This is a genomic window from Streptomyces sp. NPDC102490 (assembly GCF_044765285.1).
Taxonomy (GTDB): Bacteria; Actinomycetota; Actinomycetes; order Streptomycetales; family Streptomycetaceae; genus Streptomyces.
This window is the reverse complement of record NZ_JBIWJU010000001.1, coordinates 666,954-684,230: the sequence shown is the minus strand read 5'-3', so window position 1 is coordinate 684,230 and position 17,277 is coordinate 666,954. Positions and strand designations below refer to the sequence as shown.

Genomic DNA, 17,277 nt, shown 5'->3' with positions numbered 1-17,277 from the left:
CAGAGATTTCCTCCAGAGACTTCTTCCAGAGAAACGTTCCTTCAGTGAGGTGCGGCCGCCTCCCCGCCGGCCGACGCCGATGCCGCCACCAGGCGGTTGCGGGCCCGTCCCATGAGTTCTTCGCGCTCGTCCTCGGTCAGGCCGCCCCACACGCCGTACGGCTCGCGCACCGCCAGCGCGTGCGCCGCGCACTCGGCGCGGACCGGGCACCTCATGCAGACCTCCTTGGCCGAGTTCTCGCGGGCACTGCGTGCCGCACCACGTTCGCCTTCCGGATGGAAGAAGAGCGAGCTGTCCACCCCGCGGCACGCAGCCAGGAGCTGCCAGTCCCACAGGTCCGCGTTCGGTCCGGGAAGGCGGGAGAAATCTGCCATTGCGTGACCCCTTGTAGCCGTTCTGGGTGGATACGGTGTCCACGACCGTACAACTACGATCTAAGGAGATGAAAATATGACTCATTGCGAATCTAGCCGCAGACACCAGCGAAGTGGAAGAAAAGCGGCTAAATGGGGCACCGCTTGTGATGAAACGGCGCGGGTCCCCCGCGCATGTCTGCTGCGTGGCCGCCCCCTCACGTAGAGTGCCGAAGACGACACACAGCCCCGTAACTCTTTCGAGTGACCATCGTTGAGAGTGCGGAGGCGGTTGAAGGAACAAGTGCTCGGGCGGGCGTCCGGGACGGTCGACCGCACAGGTGACGATTTCGTACCAGCCTGGAGGCTCAACGTGACGCGCATCAGCTGCGGAGGACGGCCATGACTTCCGTCCTCGTCTGCGACGACTCCCCGCTTGCCCGAGAGGCGCTCCGCCGCGCGGTCGCGACCGTGCCCGGCGTCGAGCGCGTGACGACGGCCGCCAACGGCGAGGAAGTCCTCCGCCGCTGGGGAGCCGACCGCTCGGACCTGATTCTGATGGACGTGCGCATGCCCGGTCTGGGCGGCGTGGAGACCGTCCGGCGGCTGCTGTCCGCCGACCCCGGCGCGCGCATCATCATGCTCACCGTCGCCGAGGACCTGGACGGCGTGGCCCTCGCGGTCGCCGCCGGTGCCCGTGGCTACCTGCACAAGGACGCCTCGCGCGCCGAACTGCGCGCCACCGTCACCCAGGCCCTCGCCGACCCGACCTGGCGGCTCGCCCCGCGCCGGCTGCGCTCGGCCGAGATGGGCGCCGCGCCCACGCTCACCGCGCGGGAGATCCAGGTGCTCGAGGGCATGAGCCACGGCCGCTCCAACGCGGAGATCGGCCGTGAGCTGTTCCTCTCCGAGGACACCGTCAAGACCCACGCCCGTCGGCTCTTCAAGAAGCTCGGCGCCTCGGACCGGGCGCACGCGGTGGCGCTCGGCTTCCGGTGGGGCCTGGTTCGCTAGGAGCACCCCGTGCGGTGGAGGCCGGTGAGGCCCGTCGGGGAGGTGGCGGTCCCCGCTTATCGCGAGGTGAGCGGGGGTGACAAGGCGACCCGCCGGACGCCCGCTGCTCGTTTCGCCGCGGATGACGCATCCTTGAGGTGTGGAGTTCCTCGGGGACGAGTCGGTCGAGCGGAAGGGGAGGGCGCAGGGGATGAGTTCCGGCGCACCTGCTCATAACGCTTCGGTGCACAACAACGGGCACGGAGCCACGGATCGGACGGCCGCAAGGCACCATGGACCGATGCGTGACGACGAGGCGTCCCCGGACCAGGGGTCGGTCGGTGGGCTCGTCCACCGCGCCGTGGACGGGGACGAGCAGGCCACGCACGACCTGCTCGCCCATGTCCATCCTCTGGCGCTGCGCTACTGCCGCACGCGGCTGTCCCGGCTGCCCGGTGACGCACGGCACTTCGTCGAGGACCTCGCCCAGGAGGTCTGCGTCGCGGTACTGCTGGCGCTGCCCCGCTACAAGGACACCGGACGCCCCTTCGAGGCGTTCGTCTTCGCCATCGCGGCCCACAAGGTCGCCGACCTCCAGCGCGCCGCGATGCGCCACCCCGGCTCCACGGCCGTCCCGTCCGACGAGATGCCCGAGCGGCCGGACGACTCGCTGGGCCCCGAGGAGCGGGCGCTGCTCAACAGCGACGCCGCCTGGGCCAAGAAACTGCTGGCCAACCTGCCGGAGAACCAGCGCGAGCTGCTCCTGCTGCGCATCGCGGTCGGGCTCACGGCCGAGGAGACCGGGCAGATGTTGGGAATGTCACCAGGGGCGGTCCGGGTCGCCCAGCACCGGGCGCTGAGCCGGCTGCGGGCGCTGGCGGAGCAGTAGTTCGGGCGGTTCGCGCGGCCGTCCGCGCGGCGGTCCACCTCGTACAAAAGCACGAAGGTCGCACGCTTCCTTGATCGTGGAATGACCCACGTCCACTTCCCGTTAGCATGGACATCCGCACCGATCAAGGCCATTTGGGGAAGGTGTCATGACTGCCAACGTCGACGGAGTGCCCGAGAAATTCGCGACACTCGGGCTGACCTACGACGACGTGCTGCTGCTGCCGGGCGCCTCCGCGGTGCTTCCGAACGCGGTCGACACCTCGTCCCGCATCTCCCGCAACGTGCGGGTCAACATCCCGCTGCTCTCCGCGGCCATGGACAAGGTGACCGAGTCCCGGATGGCCATCTCCATGGCCCGCCAGGGCGGCGTCGGCGTCCTGCACCGCAACCTGTCCATCGAGGACCAGGCCAACCAGGTCGACCTGGTGAAGCGCTCCGAGTCGGGCATGGTGGCCGACCCCATCACCATCCACCCGGACGCGACCCTCGGCGAGGCCGACGCCCTGTGCGCCAAGTTCCGCATCAGCGGCGTCCCGGTCACCGACGGCGCGGGCAAGCTGCTCGGCATCGTCACCAACCGCGACATGGCCTTCGAGACCGACCGCACCCGGCAGGTGCGCGAGGTCATGACGCCGATGCCGCTGGTCACCGGCCAGGTCGGCATCTCCGGCGTGGACGCCATGGAGCTGCTGCGCCGCCACAAGATCGAGAAGCTGCCGCTGGTCGACGGCGACGGCGTCCTCAAGGGCCTGATCACGGTCAAGGACTTCGTGAAGGCCGAGCAGTACCCGCACGCCGCGAAGGACGGGAAGGGCCGCCTGCTCGTCGGCGCCGCCGTGGGCGCCAGCCCCGAGGCGCTCGACCGCGCCCAGGCCCTCGCCGAGGCCGGGGTGGACTTCCTCGTCGTCGACACCTCGCACGGCCACAACAGCAACGCGCTGAGCTGGATGTCGAAGATCAAGTCGAGCGTCGGCGTCGACGTCGTCGGCGGCAACGTCGCCACCCGCGACGGCGCCCAGGCCCTGATCGACGCCGGCGTGGACGGCATCAAGGTCGGCGTCGGCCCCGGCTCCATCTGCACCACCCGCGTCGTCGCCGGCATCGGCGTCCCGCAGGTCACCGCGATCTACGAGGCCTCCCTCGCCGCCCGCGCCGCCGGGGTGCCCCTGATCGGCGACGGCGGCCTCCAGTACTCCGGCGACATCGGCAAGGCGCTCGCCGCCGGTGCCGACACCGTGATGCTGGGCAGCCTGCTGGCGGGCTGCGAGGAGTCGCCGGGCGAGCTGCAGTTCATCAACGGCAAGCAGTTCAAGTCGTACCGCGGCATGGGCTCGCTGGGCGCCATGCAGTCCCGCGGCCAGGGCCGGTCGTACTCGAAGGACCGGTACTTCCAGGCCGAGGTCGCCTCCGACGACAAGCTGGTGCCCGAGGGCATCGAGGGCCAGGTCCCCTACCGGGGTCCGCTGGCCAACGTGCTGCACCAGCTCGTCGGCGGCCTGCGCCAGACCATGGGCTACGTGGGCGCCGCCACCATCGAGGAGATGGAGTCCAAGGGCCGCTTCGTCCGGATCACCTCCGCGGGCCTCAAGGAGAGCCACCCGCACGACATCCAGATGACGGTCGAGGCGCCGAACTACAGCCGCAGCAAGTAAGCACCCAGGCAGCAGCCTCCCGAGGGCGGCTCCGGACCATCCGGGGCCGCCCTCTGCGGTGCCCCGGCGAGTCCGTCGGGGATACTGGAAGGCGCTGCAACGCATCAGGGAAAGGCCACAGACGTGACTGAGATCGAGATCGGGCGCGGCAAGCGCGGCCGCCGGGCGTACGCCTTCGACGACATCGCCGTCGTCCCCAGCCGCCGTACGCGGGACCCGAAGGAGGTCTCGATCGCCTGGCAGATCGACGCCTACCGCTTCGAGCTGCCGTTCCTGGCCGCTCCCATGGACTCGGTCGTCTCCCCGGCCACCGCCATCCGCATCGGCGAGCTGGGCGGCCTCGGCGTCCTCAACCTGGAAGGGCTGTGGACCCGGCACGAGGACCCGCAGCCGCTGCTCGACGAGATCGCCGAGCTGGACACCGACAACGCGACCCGCCGCCTCCAGGAGATCTACGCCGCTCCCATCAAGGAGGAGCTGATCGGGCAGCGCATCAAGGAGGTGCGCGACTCGGGCGTGGTCACCGCCGCCGCGCTCTCCCCGCAGCGCACCGCCCAGTTCTCCAAGGCCGTCGTGGACGCGGGCGTCGACATCTTCGTCATCCGCGGCACCACCGTCTCCGCGGAGCACGTCTCCGGCTCGCACGAGCCGCTGAACCTGAAGCAGTTCATCTACGAACTCGACGTCCCGGTGATCGTCGGCGGCTGCGCCACCTACACCGCCGCCCTGCACCTGATGCGCACCGGCGCCGCGGGAGTCCTCGTCGGCTTCGGCGGCGGCGCCGCCCACACCACGCGCAACGTGCTGGGCATCCAGGTGCCCATGGCGACGGCGGTCGCGGACGTGGCGGCGGCCCGCCGCGACTACATGGACGAGTCCGGCGGCCGGTACGTGCACGTCATCGCCGACGGCGGCGTCGGCTGGTCCGGCGACCTGCCCAAGGCGATCGCCTGCGGCGCCGACTCCGTGATGATGGGCTCCCCGCTGGCCCGCGCCACCGACGCGCCGGGCCGGGGCAACCACTGGGGCATGGAGGCCGTCAACGAGGAGCTGCCGCGCGGCAAGAAGGTCGACCTCGGCACGGTCGGCACCATCGAGGAGATCCTCACCGGTCCGTCCCGCAACCCCGACGGCTCGATGAACTTCTTCGGCGCCCTGCGCCGCGCCATGGCCACGACCGGCTACAGCGAGCTGAAGGAGTTCCAGCGCGTCGAGGTGACGGTCGCGGACTCGCAGCACCGGCGGTAGTCGCCACGGCATGGGAAGGGGCCGGTCACCTGATGGGTGACCGGCCCCTTTCGCGTGCTCGGGGGCCCTTGAGGGGGCGCGTGACGCGGCGCGGGTGAGGTGGATCCTGCGGCGCAGCTGCCCCCTCACCACCAGCTCCGTGGCACGGTCACCCCCGTGCGCCCCCGCCTCACAACCGGTGCGCCGCTCCCGTGGGTGTGGCGCCCCGGGTGTCCAGGAGGAGCTGGGCCTTGACCGACAGGCCCTGGAGGTCGTACGTGCGGTGCTGCTGGAGGAGGATCGTGAGGTCGGCGTCGGCGGCGGCCTCGTAGAGGGAGTCCGCGCGCGGGACGGGGCGGTCGGCGACGTTCCAGGACGGGATGTGCGGGTCGTGGTAGCTCACCGCGGCGCCCATCGACATCAGGCGGGTCGCGATCTCCTCGGCCGGGGTGGCCTGCTGGTCGGCGAGGTCGGCCTTGTAGGTGACGCCGAGCAGGAGGATCCGGGCGCCGCGCGCGGACTTGCCGTGCTCGTTGAGCAGGGCGGCGGCGCGCTGGACGACGTAGCGGGGCATCTGGGCGTTGACCCGCTGGGCCAGCTCCACCATGCGCAGGCTGTGCGGGGCCCGGCCGGTCAGGTCCTGGGCGACGGAGTGGCCGCCGACGCCGGGGCCCGGGCGGAAGGCATGGAAGCCGAAGGGCTTGGTCTCCGCGCAGCGCAGGACGTCCCACAGGTCGACGCCGAGGTCGTCGCAGAGCACCGCCATCTCGTTGACCAGGGCGATGTTCACGTGCCGGAAGTTGGTCTCCAGGAGCTGGACCGTCTCCGCCTCCCGCGGCCCGCGCGCGCGGACCACCTTGTCGGTGAGGCGGCTGTAGAAGGCGGCGGCCGACTCGGTGCAGGCGGGGGTGAGGCCGCCGATGACCTTCGGGGTGTTGGCCGGGGTGAAGTCGCGGTTGCCGGGGTCCACGCGGCTGGGGGAGTAGGCGAGGTGGAAGTCGCGGCCGGCGCGCAGCCCGGAGCCCTGCTCCAGGAGCGGGCGCAGGAACTCCTCCGTCGTCCCGGGCCGCACCGGCGACTCCAGGATCACCGTGGTGTGCGGGCGCAGGTGGGCGGCCAGGGTGCGGGCCGCGGCCTCCACCTGGGTGAGGTCCAGGCCGCCGTCCGCTCCCGGCGGGGTGGGCGCGCAGATGACGGCGGTGCGGACCCGGCCCAGCTCGGTCGGTCCGGCCGGGGTGCGGAAGCCCGTGGCGAGCATCCGGCGCACCTCGGCGGGGGTGAGCGGGTCGGCCGCGGGTCCGGTGCGGTAGCCGAGGGTGGGGATGCCGGCGGCGACGGCGGCCTGGGCCAGCGGCAGGCCGTACGGTCCGAGTCCGATGACGGCGAGATCTGCGGGCATGGCGTGGGCCGTCCTTCCCAGTAGCCGAAGCGGGACAGGTGCGCAAGCCCGGTGGACAGGACGGGCGAGCACAACGTCAGACTAGGAGTAAATATGACCGATTTGCGGTATTGATCTGCGGAGTTTCGGCGAGTGTCGACCGCACGATGCCCGGGGGTGCGGGCCCGCGGGGAAGTTGTCCACAGGTGGGGGCCTGCGGCTGCCGATGTCGGGCAGGCTGGTCAGAATCCGGGCATGGTGGGTACCAGGAACCTGGCTCGCCCGACGGGTGCGGCCGGCGCGACCGACAGCGGGAGGCAGCAGTGAGGACAGCGACCCTTGGGCCGGCGCAGCGTGCCGAGTCACTCGCGGCCATGGCCGAGCGCGAGCTCGACGTACTGGTGGTGGGCGCCGGCGTGGTCGGTGCGGGCACCGCGCTCGACGCCGTGACGCGCGGCCTGTCCGTCGGCCTGGTGGAGGCGCGGGACTGGGCCTCGGGCACCTCCAGCAGGTCCAGCAAGCTGATCCACGGCGGCCTGCGCTATCTGGAGATGCTGGACTTCGTGCTCGTGCGGGAGGCGCTGAAGGAGCGCGGGCTGCTGCTCGAACGGCTCGCGCCGCACCTGGTGAAGCCGGTGCCGTTCCTGTACCCGCTCCAGCACAAGGGGTGGGAGCGGCTGTACGCGGGCTCCGGCGTCGCGCTCTACGACGCCATGTCCATGGCCCGCGGCCACGGACGGGGCCTGCCGCTGCACCGGCACCTGAGCCGCCGTCACGCCCTGCGCGTGGCACCCGCCCTGAAGAAGGACGCGCTGGTCGGCGCGTTGCAGTACTACGACGCCCAGATGGACGACGCCCGCTTCGTGGCCACGCTGGTGCGCACCGCGGCGGCGTACGGCGCCAAGGTCGCCAACCGCGCCCGGGTCACCTCCTTCCTGCGCGAGGGCGAACGGGTGGTCGGCGCGCGGGTGCAGGACGTCGAGGCGGGCGGCGAGTACGAGGTCCGCGCCAAACAGGTGGTGAACGCGACCGGGGTGTGGACCGACGACACCCAGGCGATGGTGGGCGAGCGCGGCCAGTTCCACGTGCGGGCCTCCAAGGGCATCCACCTGGTCGTGCCCAAGGACCGCATCCACTCCAGCACCGGCCTGATCCTGCGCACCGAGAAGTCCGTGCTGTTCGTCATCCCCTGGGGCCGGCACTGGATCATCGGCACCACGGACACCGACTGGGACCTGGACAAGGCCCACCCGGCCGCGTCCAGCGCCGACATCGACTACCTGCTGGAACACGTCAACTCGGTGCTGTCGGTGCCCCTCACGCGCGACGACGTCGAGGGCGTGTACGCCGGGCTGCGTCCGCTGCTGGCCGGCGAGTCGGACGCCACCAGCAAGCTGTCGCGCGAGCACACCGTCGCCCACCCGGTGCCCGGCCTGGTGGTCGTGGCGGGCGGCAAGTACACGACGTACCGGGTGATGGCCAAGGACGCCGTGGACGAGGCCGTGCACGGGCTCGACCTGCGGGTCGCCGACTGCGTCACCGAGGAGACCCCGCTGCTCGGCGCCGAGGGCTACCACGCGCTGTGGAACGCGCGGGCCCGGATCGCCGCGCGCACCGGACTGCACGTCGCCCGCGTCGAGCACCTGCTCAACCGGTACGGCGCGTTGACGGAGGAACTGCTCGAACTCGTCACCGCCGACCCCTCCCTGGGCGAGCCGCTCACCGGCGCCGAGGACTACCTGCGCGCCGAAGTCGTCTACGCCGCCTCGCACGAGGGCGCGCGGCACCTGGACGACGTACTGACCCGGCGCACCCGCATCTCCATCGAGACCTTCGACCGGGGCACGCGCTGCGCCCGCGAGGCCGCCGAGCTGATGGCGCCGGTGCTGGGCTGGGACAAGGGCCAGGTCGAGCGGGAGATCGAGCACTACGAGAAGCGGGTCGAGGCCGAGCGGGAGTCCCAGCGCCAGCCCGACGACCTGACGGCCGACGCGGCCCGGCTCGGGGCGCCGGACATCGTGGCACGGTAGAGGGGGGCGGCCGGGAACCCTCCGGGCACCCTGGGCGTCGAGCACTTGTCGGGTGAGGGACAATGAAGGCTCTGTCAGGGCGGGTTGCATGAGGGGACGCATGTCGGAGGCGGAGCGGGCGGGGACATCCCGTACGGACAAGAGCGCACGTCTCCTCGCCGGGCGGTACCGGCTGGGAGACGTGCTCGGCCGCGGCGGCATGGGGACGGTGTGGCGCGCCGAGGACGAGACCCTCGGACGCACGGTCGCCGTCAAGGAGCTGCGGTTCCCGGGGAACATCGACGAGGAGGAGAAGCGGCGCCTGATCACGCGCACGCTGCGCGAGGCCAAGGCGATCGCGCGGATCCGCAACAACAGCGCCGTCACGGTGTACGACGTGGTCGAGGAGGACGACCGCCCGTGGATCGTGATGGAACTCGTCGAGGGCAAGTCCCTCGCCGAGGCCATCCGTGAGGACGGTCTGCTGGAGCCCCGGCGCGCCGCCGAGGTCGGCCTCGCCGTCCTGGACGTGCTGCGCTCCGCGCACCGCGAGGGCATCCTGCACCGCGACGTGAAGCCGTCGAACGTACTGATCGCCGAGGACGGCCGGGTCGTGCTCACCGACTTCGGCATCGCCCAGGTCGAGGGCGACCCCTCCATCACCTCCACCGGCATGCTCGTCGGCGCCCCCTCCTACATCTCCCCCGAGCGCGCCCGCGGCCACAAGCCCGGCCCGGCCGCCGACCTGTGGTCGCTGGGCGGACTGCTGTACGCCGCCGTCGAGGGCATCCCGCCCTACGACCGGGGCTCGGCGATCGCGACGCTCACCGCGGTGATGACGGAGAACCTGGAGGAGCCGAAGAACGCGGGCCCGCTCCGGGACGTCATCTACGGGCTGCTCACCAAGGACCCCGACCAGCGGCTCGACGACGCGGGCGCCCGCGCCATGCTCAACAAGGTCATCCACGCCCCGGAGCGGGGGGCCGGGTCCGAGCCGGTCGACGCCACCAAGGTGGTGCCGCTGCCTCCGCAGCCGGACGGGCGCAGGCGCCGCGGCGGTGCCCAGGGGTCCGGCGGCAGGCTGGGCGAGGAGGCCGGGGAGAAGCTTCGCGGAGCGCTGCGCTCCGTGCGCAAGGCGGCCGTCGGGGCCGGTGCGGCCGGTGCCGCCGCCGCCTCGCGGACCAAGCCGGGCGACGGCGGCCGGACGGCGCCGGGAGCCGCGGACGCGACCGCCGCCCACGGCTCCGCCGGTACGGCCCCCGCCCCGCCGGCGCAGCGGGCGGGATCGGCCTCGGGACCGGGCACGGGTACGCGCCCCGGCGGCGACGGCGCCGCCGGGACGGCGGGCTCGGGGACCGGTGCGGCGAACGCGGGCGGCGGAGCGCGGAGTTCCGGCTGGCCCGTCGTGCCGCCGCCGGACCTGCCCGCCCGGCCCGTGCCCCGGGCCCCGCTCACCGACGTGGTGCCGCGCCGGACACTGATCATCATCGCGGTGGTCGTGGCGCTGGCCGTGCTCGGCACCGTACTGGCGCTCACGCTCGGCGGTGGCGACGACAAGAGTGCCGAGGGCGGCAGCGGCGGCAAGCCCGCGGCCTCCGCCGGTGCCAGCGGCGACACCAAGCAGGACGAGGAGAGCGGCGCCGGCACCGACGGTTCCTCGTCCTCCGACCCGGCGGCGAGCGGGGACGCGTCCGGCGCCCCGGACTCCGGGGCGAGCGCGTCCGGCGAGGGCGACGGCCAGTCGGACGACGCGGGGAAGTCCGAGGACGAGGGCGTGGCCGCCACCCACAAGGGCGGCCAGGGCTACCGCATCGGACTGCCCGAGGGCTGGAAGTTCACCACCACGGGCTCCTCGGGCGACCGGTTCACCGGCCCGCGCGGGCAGAAGCTGCTGGTCGCCTGGACCTCCACGCCCAAGGGCGACCCCGTCGCGGACTGGAAGAACCAGGAGCGGTACATGGTCCGCGCGAACTACCAGAAGATCCGCATAGAGAAGGTGGGCTACCGGGGCTGGAACGCGGCCGACTGGGAGTTCACCTACACCGACGGCGGCACCAAGTACCGCACCGTGGACCGGGGCTTCGTCGTCAACGACCACCAGGGCTACGCGCTCATGTACACCGCGAAGGCCGCCGACTGGGGCGGCGATCTGCGCCGGGACACCTGGCGGACCCTGTCGAAGACCTTCGAACCCAAGTCCTGAGCGGACGGCTCCGGGGACGGCTCTCCGGTCCGGGCCGCACGGGCCCGGGTTTGAGCCGCGCGATATCTGGCATCAGCTCATTGCGGGTTGCCTCCGGCACGTATCGTGAGTGGTTGCGGACCGTACGCAGCCGGAACGGCCCGCCGGACGAACGGAATTGACCGACGGCTGCCGGGGGTGGCGACGTGGACGACTACGCGGGACGGGTGCTCGCCGACCGCTACCGCCTGCCCCTGCCGCCGTCCGACGAGTACGAACTCACCGAGACCCGCGCCTTCGACACCTACAGCGGTCAGGAAGTCCTGGTCCGCCAGATCCCGTTGCCCGAGGTCGTCGAGGCCGAGGTGCTCGACGCGGACGGCCTGCCCGAGGGCTTCACGGCCCGGGACGGCGGCGCCCGGCACCCCGGCGCCCGGCACCCCGGCGGGCGGGCCCCGGCCGCGGGCACCGGCCCCAGGCGGCCGGCCGATCCGGTGGTACGGCGTGCCGTCGAGGCCGCGCAGGCCGCGGCGGCGGTGCCCGACCATCCGCGCCTGGACCAGGTCTTCGACGTCTTCGCCGAGGGCGGTTCGTTGTGGATCGTCAGCGAGCTGGTGGCGGCGAGGCCGCTGGCCGCGCTGCTCGCCGAACAGACCCTGACGCCGTACCGGGCGGCCGAGGTGGCCTCCGACGTCCTCCTGGCGCTGCGGGTGCTGCACTCGTACGGCTGGGTGCACCGCAACATCACCGCGCGCACCGTGCTCGTCTGCGACGACGGGCGGGTCATGCTGACCGGCCTGGCGGTCGGGGCGGCGGAGGAGGCGCTGTGCGGGTACGACCCGGTGCCCCCGCCGCCCGACGAGAAGCCGGGCACCGCCGTCGACCCGAACGGAACCTTCGGCCCCGGTGGCGACGCCCCCCGGACCGGCGTCTTCGGCCCCGGCGACGCCGACCGCGAGGCCGCCCGGCGGGCCGCCATCGAGGCGCGCGGCGTCGGCGGGCTCCCCGTGCCCGGGGCTCCGGGGCCGGGTGGAGCCCCCGCCGGACTCGCGCCCGCCTCGCTCGACGCCGCCGGGGACGCCCGTGCCGCGCGCGCCGGTGCGATCGCCGCCTACCGCGCGGGGGCCAGGGCCGCCGCCCGCGTCCAGCAGGCCCAGAACGGCCGCGCGGCCCTGCCGGGCGCCCGCCCCGCCCCCGACGACACCTCGCGGCCCGCCGACCCCGGCACGCCGGGCGGACACCCGGGTTCCACCGCCGCTCCCGGCTCCCCGTACGACGACATCGACACCCCGGGCACCGCGTCCGGAGCGGTGAGACCCGCTCAGGCCGCCGGGCCCCGCCCGGGGACCGGACGGTCGGGCTTCGCCACGAGTCCGGGCCGGGACGCACACCCCGACGCCGCCTCCGCCGGGGCCGACCCGAGGGGTGGAGGGCCGGGCTACACCACCGACCCGGGGCGTGCTCCGGGCCCGGTGGGCACCGATGCCGCGCCCGATGGCCCGTGGGACGACGAGGGCGTCGGTGACCCCGCCTCGTCCGGTGGTGCTGCCGTCGTCCCGCCGGGGCAGATCGCCGACCCCTACGGTGTCCGCACCACCTCCTGGCACGGCGCCGCGCCCCGTAACTCGGGCGGTCCGGCGTCCTCCACAGACCCTCACACCGGCGACCCGGCGTCTCCCACCCCCCGCCAGGCCGGTGAACCGGGTGCGGCCGGGCGAGCCCTGCCCACCGCGCGACAGGAGGGCCCCGTGGGCCCCGCCGCCGCATGGCGGGAGGCCGCCCCAGGTAACGCTGCCGGGCGGCGAGAGGTTGGCTCTGGGGCCGCCGCCGGTCCGTGGGAGGACAGCTCCGAGACCGCCGCTCGGTCATGGGAGGCCGACCCCGGTGCCACCGCCGGGCGGCGAGAGGCTGCCCCTGGGGGTGGAGCATGGCCGCGGGAAGCCTCCCGTGGAACCGGCGCCGGTCCGTGGGAGGACACCTCCGAGTCCGCCGCTCGGCCGTGGGAGGCCGACCCCGGTAACGCCGCCGGGGGGCGAGAGGCCGCTCCTGGGGCGGCCACCGCCGGGTCGCCGGAGGCTGACCCCGAGGCGGCAGCCTGGCCGTGGGAAGCCGACAGCGGGACCGGCGCCGGGTCGTGGGAGGGCAGTCCCGAGGTCGCCCCCGGCGTCGCAGAGCGGGCGGAGACGGGTGCCGCGGTGTCGGAGGGTGGGGCCGGTGCTCGGTGGGACGACGTGGCCGTCCGTGTGTCCGTGCCGCGGGGGCCGGTGACCGCGCTCGGTGCTGAGCGGGCCCGGCAGACGCGGATGGCCGTGGTGGGGCCCGTGACCGAGCGCTGGGCGCCGGAGCAGGCCGGGCCGGTGCACGAGAACTGGCAGCTGGCCGCGCCCATCGGCCCCGCCACCGACCTGTGGGCCCTGGGTGCGCTGCTCTTCCGCGCCGTACAGGGACACGCGCCCTACCCGGAGGAGTCGACGGCCGAGCTGGTGCAGATCGTGTGCGCGGAGCCGCCGGCGTTCGCCGAGGAGTGCGGGCCGCTGCGACCGGTCGTGGAGTCGCTGCTGCGTCAGGACCCCATCGAGCGCATCGAGTTCGAGGAGCTGAGCGGCTGGCTGCGTTCCCTCGTACGGTCCGCGCCCGAGCCGGAGGCGGGCCTGCACGTCATCTCGGCGCCGCCCGTCGAGACCGGCCGGCTGCCGATCGTGCGCCGCCGCGGCGAGTTGGTGCGCAGGCGGCGTGCCGGGCTGCCCGCGCACCACGGACGGCACAAGCGGGACAGGTTGGAGACCGGCCGCTCGCCCCGCAGCCTCGGCCGGACCCTGCTCCTGCTGATACTGCTGGCGATGGCGGGCGCGGTTGCGTACGCCCTGTTCTTCATGCCGAAGAGCGACACCGACGACACGGGCGCCGCCGACCGGACCGGCGCCGCCGGCGAGGCGAGCCAGGCGCCGCCCGCGAACTCACCGGACGTCAGCAGCGAGCCCCGGCCGGACCAGACCTCCCCGAAGCCCGGCCCCGACGCCTCGCGGACGGCGGGCGGCTCCACCGAGACCCAGTCCAACGTCGCCGACGGGTTCACCCTGCGCAAGGACCCGGAGGGCTTCCGCGTCGCCGTCGCCGACGGCTGGAACCGCACGCCCCGCAACGGCAGCGGCCAGGTCGTCTACGGCAAGGGCGACTTCGAGCTGATCGTCGTACCGGGCCGCGACCGCGCCTCCGAGTTCGGCGACGACCCGATGGCCTACCAGCGCGACAGCGAACCCGAGTTGGCCTCGTACCGTGCCTCGAGCTGGGCCACCTCCAGCGGCCTGAAGACCATCGAGGTCGGCGGACGGACCATGGCCGAGGGGCAGTTCACCTGGACCGCCGCCGCCGGCGGCGAGCTGTACGTACGCAACGTCGCCGTCCTGATCGACGGGCGTTACCACGTGGTGCAGGTCCGTGGTCCGGAGGCGGAGCGTGACGAGGTGAGCAGGCTGTTCGAACAGGCCTCGGCCACCTACCAGTACACGCGCTGAACACAGTCCAGCCCGATGGTTGCCTCCCGTCACGGAAAGCGACAACCGTCACAGAGCGGTTTCCATACCACCCCACCCGTTCCCCGGACGCGGGCCGGTCCCTAGTCTGACCCTGACAAGACCATTGCGGGGCAACGTGAATCAGATGCAGGGCCGGCTCGTCGCGGGACGCTACCGGCTCGGGGAAGCCATCGGCAGCGGCGGCATGGGCCGGGTGTGGCGCGCACACGACGAGGTGCTGCACCGGACCGTCGCCATCAAGGAGTTGACCGCGGCGCTCTACGTCTCCGAGAGCGACCAGGCCATCCTCCTGGCGCGGACCCGGGGCGAGGCGCGCGCGGCGGCGCGGATCAACCACTCGGCCGTCGTCACCGTGCACGACGTACTCGAACACGACGGCCGGCCGTGGATCGTCATGGAGTTGGTGGAAGGCCGCTCGCTGGCCGACGCCGTCAGGGACGAGGAGCGGGTCGACCCGCGGGAGGCGGCCCGGATCGGCCTGTGGGTGCTGCGTGCCCTGCGCGCCGCGCACACCGCCGGAGTCCTGCACCGCGACGTCAAACCGGGCAACGTCCTGCTCGCCGACGACGGCCGGGTGCTGCTCACCGACTTCGGCATCGCGCAGATCGAGGGCGACTCCACCATCACCCGGACCGGAGAGGTCGTCGGCTCCGTCGACTACCTCGCGCCCGAACGCGTCCGCGGCCACGACCCCGGACCGTCCTCCGACCTCTGGGCGCTCGGCGCGACGCTCTACACGGCGGTGGAGGGCAGGTCGCCGTTCCGCCGCACCTCCCCGCTCACCACCATGCAGGCGGTCGTCGAGGAGGAGGCCACCGAGCCCCGGTACGCCGGTGCGCTCGGGCCGGTCATCAGCGCCCTGCTGCGCAAGGACCCGGCCGAGCGGCCCGACGCGACCGAGGCCGAGCACCTGCTCGCCCAGGCGGCCGAGGGCCGGCGCCCGGACGCGGCGCAGGCGTACGTGCCGACCACCCGGTACGCGGGCCCCCCGCCGCAGCCGGGCGACACGGCCCACCAGGGGATACCGGGCGCACCGGGGCACACCGGCGGGACCACCGCCACGCCGTACCCGCCGACGACCGGCCCCACGACGTTCGGCCCCGCCCCGACCGGGCACACCGCGCCGGGTCACCCGATGGCGCCGGCGGCGGGCGGCACGGCTCCCGGACGCGCCCGGCGGGCCGGTATGCGCAGGCTCGCCCTGGTCGTCGCCGTCGCCGCGCTCATCGGCGCGGGCACCGCCGTGGTGCTGCAACAGCGCGACGAGTCCGGCTCGTCGGCCGGTGGCGACCCCACCCAGGGATCGTCCGCCTCCGCCTCCCCTTCTCCGTCCGCCTCCACCACGACCGGCAAGGGCCCCGGCGGTTCCGTCCCGGCCGACTGGACACGCCGCGACGACCCGTTGGGTTTCAGCCTCTACCTGCCCGAGAACTGGCAGCGGAAGGACTTCGGCGGCGACAGCGGCGAACTCCGGCAGATCGACTACACCCCCGACGGCGGCCAGCACTTCCTGCGCATATCCGTCGACACCGCGCCCGACTACAACGACCCGTACGTCCACCAGCAGGACCTGGACGCGCAACTCGGCCAGCGGCTCGTCGACTACCAGCGCGTCAGGCTGGAACGCGCCGGCTACCGCGACCGCGACAGCGCCCGGTGGGAGTACACCTTCACCGCGCTGGCGAAGGACACCCAATTCCCCGGCCCGCGCCACGCCGTGTCGCAGACGTACATGTCCCGCGACGGCGTCGAGTACGCCCTCAACATGTCGGGACCGGCGAGCGACTGGCCGACCACGGAGCGGCGGTTCAAGGCGGTGCTGCAAAGCTGGCAGGAGAAGACCGGCTGACCCGCGCCGTCCGCGTGACGCCGCTCGCGCGCTCGTCGGTTGTCGGCCACCCGTGGGACAGCGGCCCGGAGCGGGTGCGTCCGGTGCGGCATGATGGGGCGCATGGTGACCGAGGGGGCGGGCGGGCGTCTCGTCGCGGGCCGTTACCTGCTCCACGAGCGGCTCGGCCACGGCGGCATGGGGATCGTGTGGCGGGCCACCGACCAACTGCTCGGCCGCGAGGTGGCCGTGAAGGCGCTGCCCCTCGACGAGTCCCTCTCCGCGGCCGAGTCCCGGCGGCGCCGTGAGCGCACCCTGCGCGAGGCCCGCGCGGTCGCGCGGCTGCGGCACCCGCACGTCATCGTCGTGCACGACGTGGTCGAGGACGACGAACACGCGTACATGGTTATGGAACTGGTCGACGGCGGCTCCCTCGCCGACCACGTCCTCAGCCGCGGCCCCGTCGACGCCGCCGAGGCCGCCCGCATCGGCATCGCCCTGCTCGATGCCCTGGGCACGGCGCACGCGGCGGGAATCCTGCACCGGGACGTGAAGCCGTCGAACGTGCTGATCGCCGAGGACGGCCGGGTCGTCCTCACCGACTTCGGGGTGGCCCAGGTCGCGGGCGCCACCACGCTCACCGAGAGCGGTTCCTTCGTCGGTTCCCCCGAGTACACCGCGCCGGAGCGGATGTCCGGTGCCGGGACCGGGCCCGCGTCCGACCTGTGGTCGCTGGGCGTGCTGCTGTGCGCCGTCCTCAGCGGCGCGTCCCCCTTCCACCGGGACTCCCTGGGCGGCGTCCTGCACGCCGTGGTCACCGAGGAGATCCGCCCGCCCGCGCAGGCCGCGCCGCTCCTCCCGGTCGTACGGGGCCTGCTGGAACGGGACCCGCGACGGCGGCTGGACGCGGAGTCGGCACAGCGGATGCTGCGCGCCTACCTCAGCACGGGCCGTACGCCCGCGACCGCGGCCCAGGCCGCCACCGGCGAGCCCCGGCGCGCGCGGCCGAGCGTGCGGCGGAACGTGCTCATGGCGGTGCTGCTGGTCGTCGCGGCGGCGGGCGCGGGCGTCTCGGCGGCCGCGCTGCTCGCGGACGGGGGCGACGACGGGGGCGGTACGCCGACGAGTTCGGTGCCCGCCACGGCGCCCCCCACCCCCACGCCCACGCCGCCGACGACGGAGCCCGCGTCGCCGCCGACCGGTTCCCGCCCCGGCACCGGTACCTGAA

At 73.6% G+C, this 17,277-nt stretch carries 11 protein-coding genes; 9 read left to right on the top strand and 2 right to left on the bottom strand.

Annotated elements, in window-relative coordinates; all coding sequences use genetic code 11:
* Window positions 1-41 precede the first annotated feature (41 nt).
* Window positions 42-374, bottom strand: coding sequence for a WhiB family transcriptional regulator (locus ACIRGB_RS03085; RefSeq protein WP_356364186.1), 333 nt, complete (start codon window positions 372-374; stop codon window positions 42-44).
* 381 nt (window positions 375-755) lie between these two features.
* Between ACIRGB_RS03085 and ACIRGB_RS03080 the strand changes: the two genes are divergently transcribed.
* From ACIRGB_RS03080 to ACIRGB_RS03065, 4 genes are all read left to right on the top strand, one after another.
* On the top strand, window positions 756-1,367 hold the full coding sequence (locus ACIRGB_RS03080) for a response regulator transcription factor (RefSeq protein ID WP_003948568.1): 612 nt from the start codon (window positions 756-758) through the stop codon (window positions 1,365-1,367).
* A gap of 190 nt (window positions 1,368-1,557) precedes the next feature.
* The gene (locus ACIRGB_RS03075; protein WP_403858078.1) at window positions 1,558-2,235 is read left to right on the top strand and encodes a sigma-70 family RNA polymerase sigma factor; all 678 of its coding nucleotides are present in this window, start codon (window positions 1,558-1,560) and stop codon (window positions 2,233-2,235) included.
* A 148-nt stretch (window positions 2,236-2,383) separates the two neighbouring features.
* Complete coding sequence (gene guaB, locus ACIRGB_RS03070; RefSeq protein WP_403858076.1) at window positions 2,384-3,889, top strand: IMP dehydrogenase; 1,506 nt, start codon at window positions 2,384-2,386, stop codon at window positions 3,887-3,889.
* 123 nt (window positions 3,890-4,012) lie between these two features.
* Window positions 4,013-5,137, top strand: coding sequence for a GuaB3 family IMP dehydrogenase-related protein (locus ACIRGB_RS03065; RefSeq protein WP_003974202.1), 1,125 nt, complete (start codon window positions 4,013-4,015; stop codon window positions 5,135-5,137).
* 169 nt (window positions 5,138-5,306) lie between these two features.
* Here the strand turns inward: ACIRGB_RS03065 and ACIRGB_RS03060 are convergent, their stop codons facing one another.
* Window positions 5,307-6,515 carry a nucleotide sugar dehydrogenase gene (locus ACIRGB_RS03060; RefSeq protein WP_403858074.1) on the bottom strand — a complete coding sequence of 403 codons (1,209 nt, stop codon included), beginning with the start codon at window positions 6,513-6,515 and terminating at the stop codon, window positions 5,307-5,309.
* Between the two features lie 302 nt (window positions 6,516-6,817).
* Here ACIRGB_RS03060 and ACIRGB_RS03055 point away from each other — a divergent pair, with 302 nt between their 5' ends.
* The 5 genes from ACIRGB_RS03055 to ACIRGB_RS03035 all read left to right on the top strand — a co-directional run bounded on the left by ACIRGB_RS03055 (window position 6,818) and on the right by ACIRGB_RS03035 (window position 17,276).
* On the top strand, window positions 6,818-8,524 hold the full coding sequence (locus ACIRGB_RS03055) for a glycerol-3-phosphate dehydrogenase/oxidase (RefSeq protein ID WP_403858072.1): 1,707 nt from the start codon (window positions 6,818-6,820) through the stop codon (window positions 8,522-8,524).
* Window positions 8,525-8,624: 100 nt separating this feature from the next.
* A complete protein-coding gene (locus ACIRGB_RS03050; protein ID WP_403858070.1) occupies window positions 8,625-10,706 on the top strand; it encodes a protein kinase in 2,082 nt (693 codons plus the stop codon).
* Window positions 10,707-10,891: 185 nt separating this feature from the next.
* Complete coding sequence (locus ACIRGB_RS03045) at window positions 10,892-14,200, top strand: protein kinase (RefSeq protein WP_403858068.1); 3,309 nt, start codon at window positions 10,892-10,894, stop codon at window positions 14,198-14,200.
* Between the two features lie 145 nt (window positions 14,201-14,345).
* The gene (locus ACIRGB_RS03040; RefSeq protein ID WP_403858066.1) at window positions 14,346-16,070 is read left to right on the top strand and encodes a serine/threonine-protein kinase; all 1,725 of its coding nucleotides are present in this window, start codon (window positions 14,346-14,348) and stop codon (window positions 16,068-16,070) included.
* Between the two features lie 93 nt (window positions 16,071-16,163).
* Window positions 16,164-17,276, top strand: a complete 1,113-nt coding sequence (locus ACIRGB_RS03035; protein WP_403858199.1) for a serine/threonine-protein kinase — start codon at window positions 16,164-16,166, stop codon at window positions 17,274-17,276.
* The last annotated feature ends 1 nt before the right edge of the window (window position 17,277 follow it).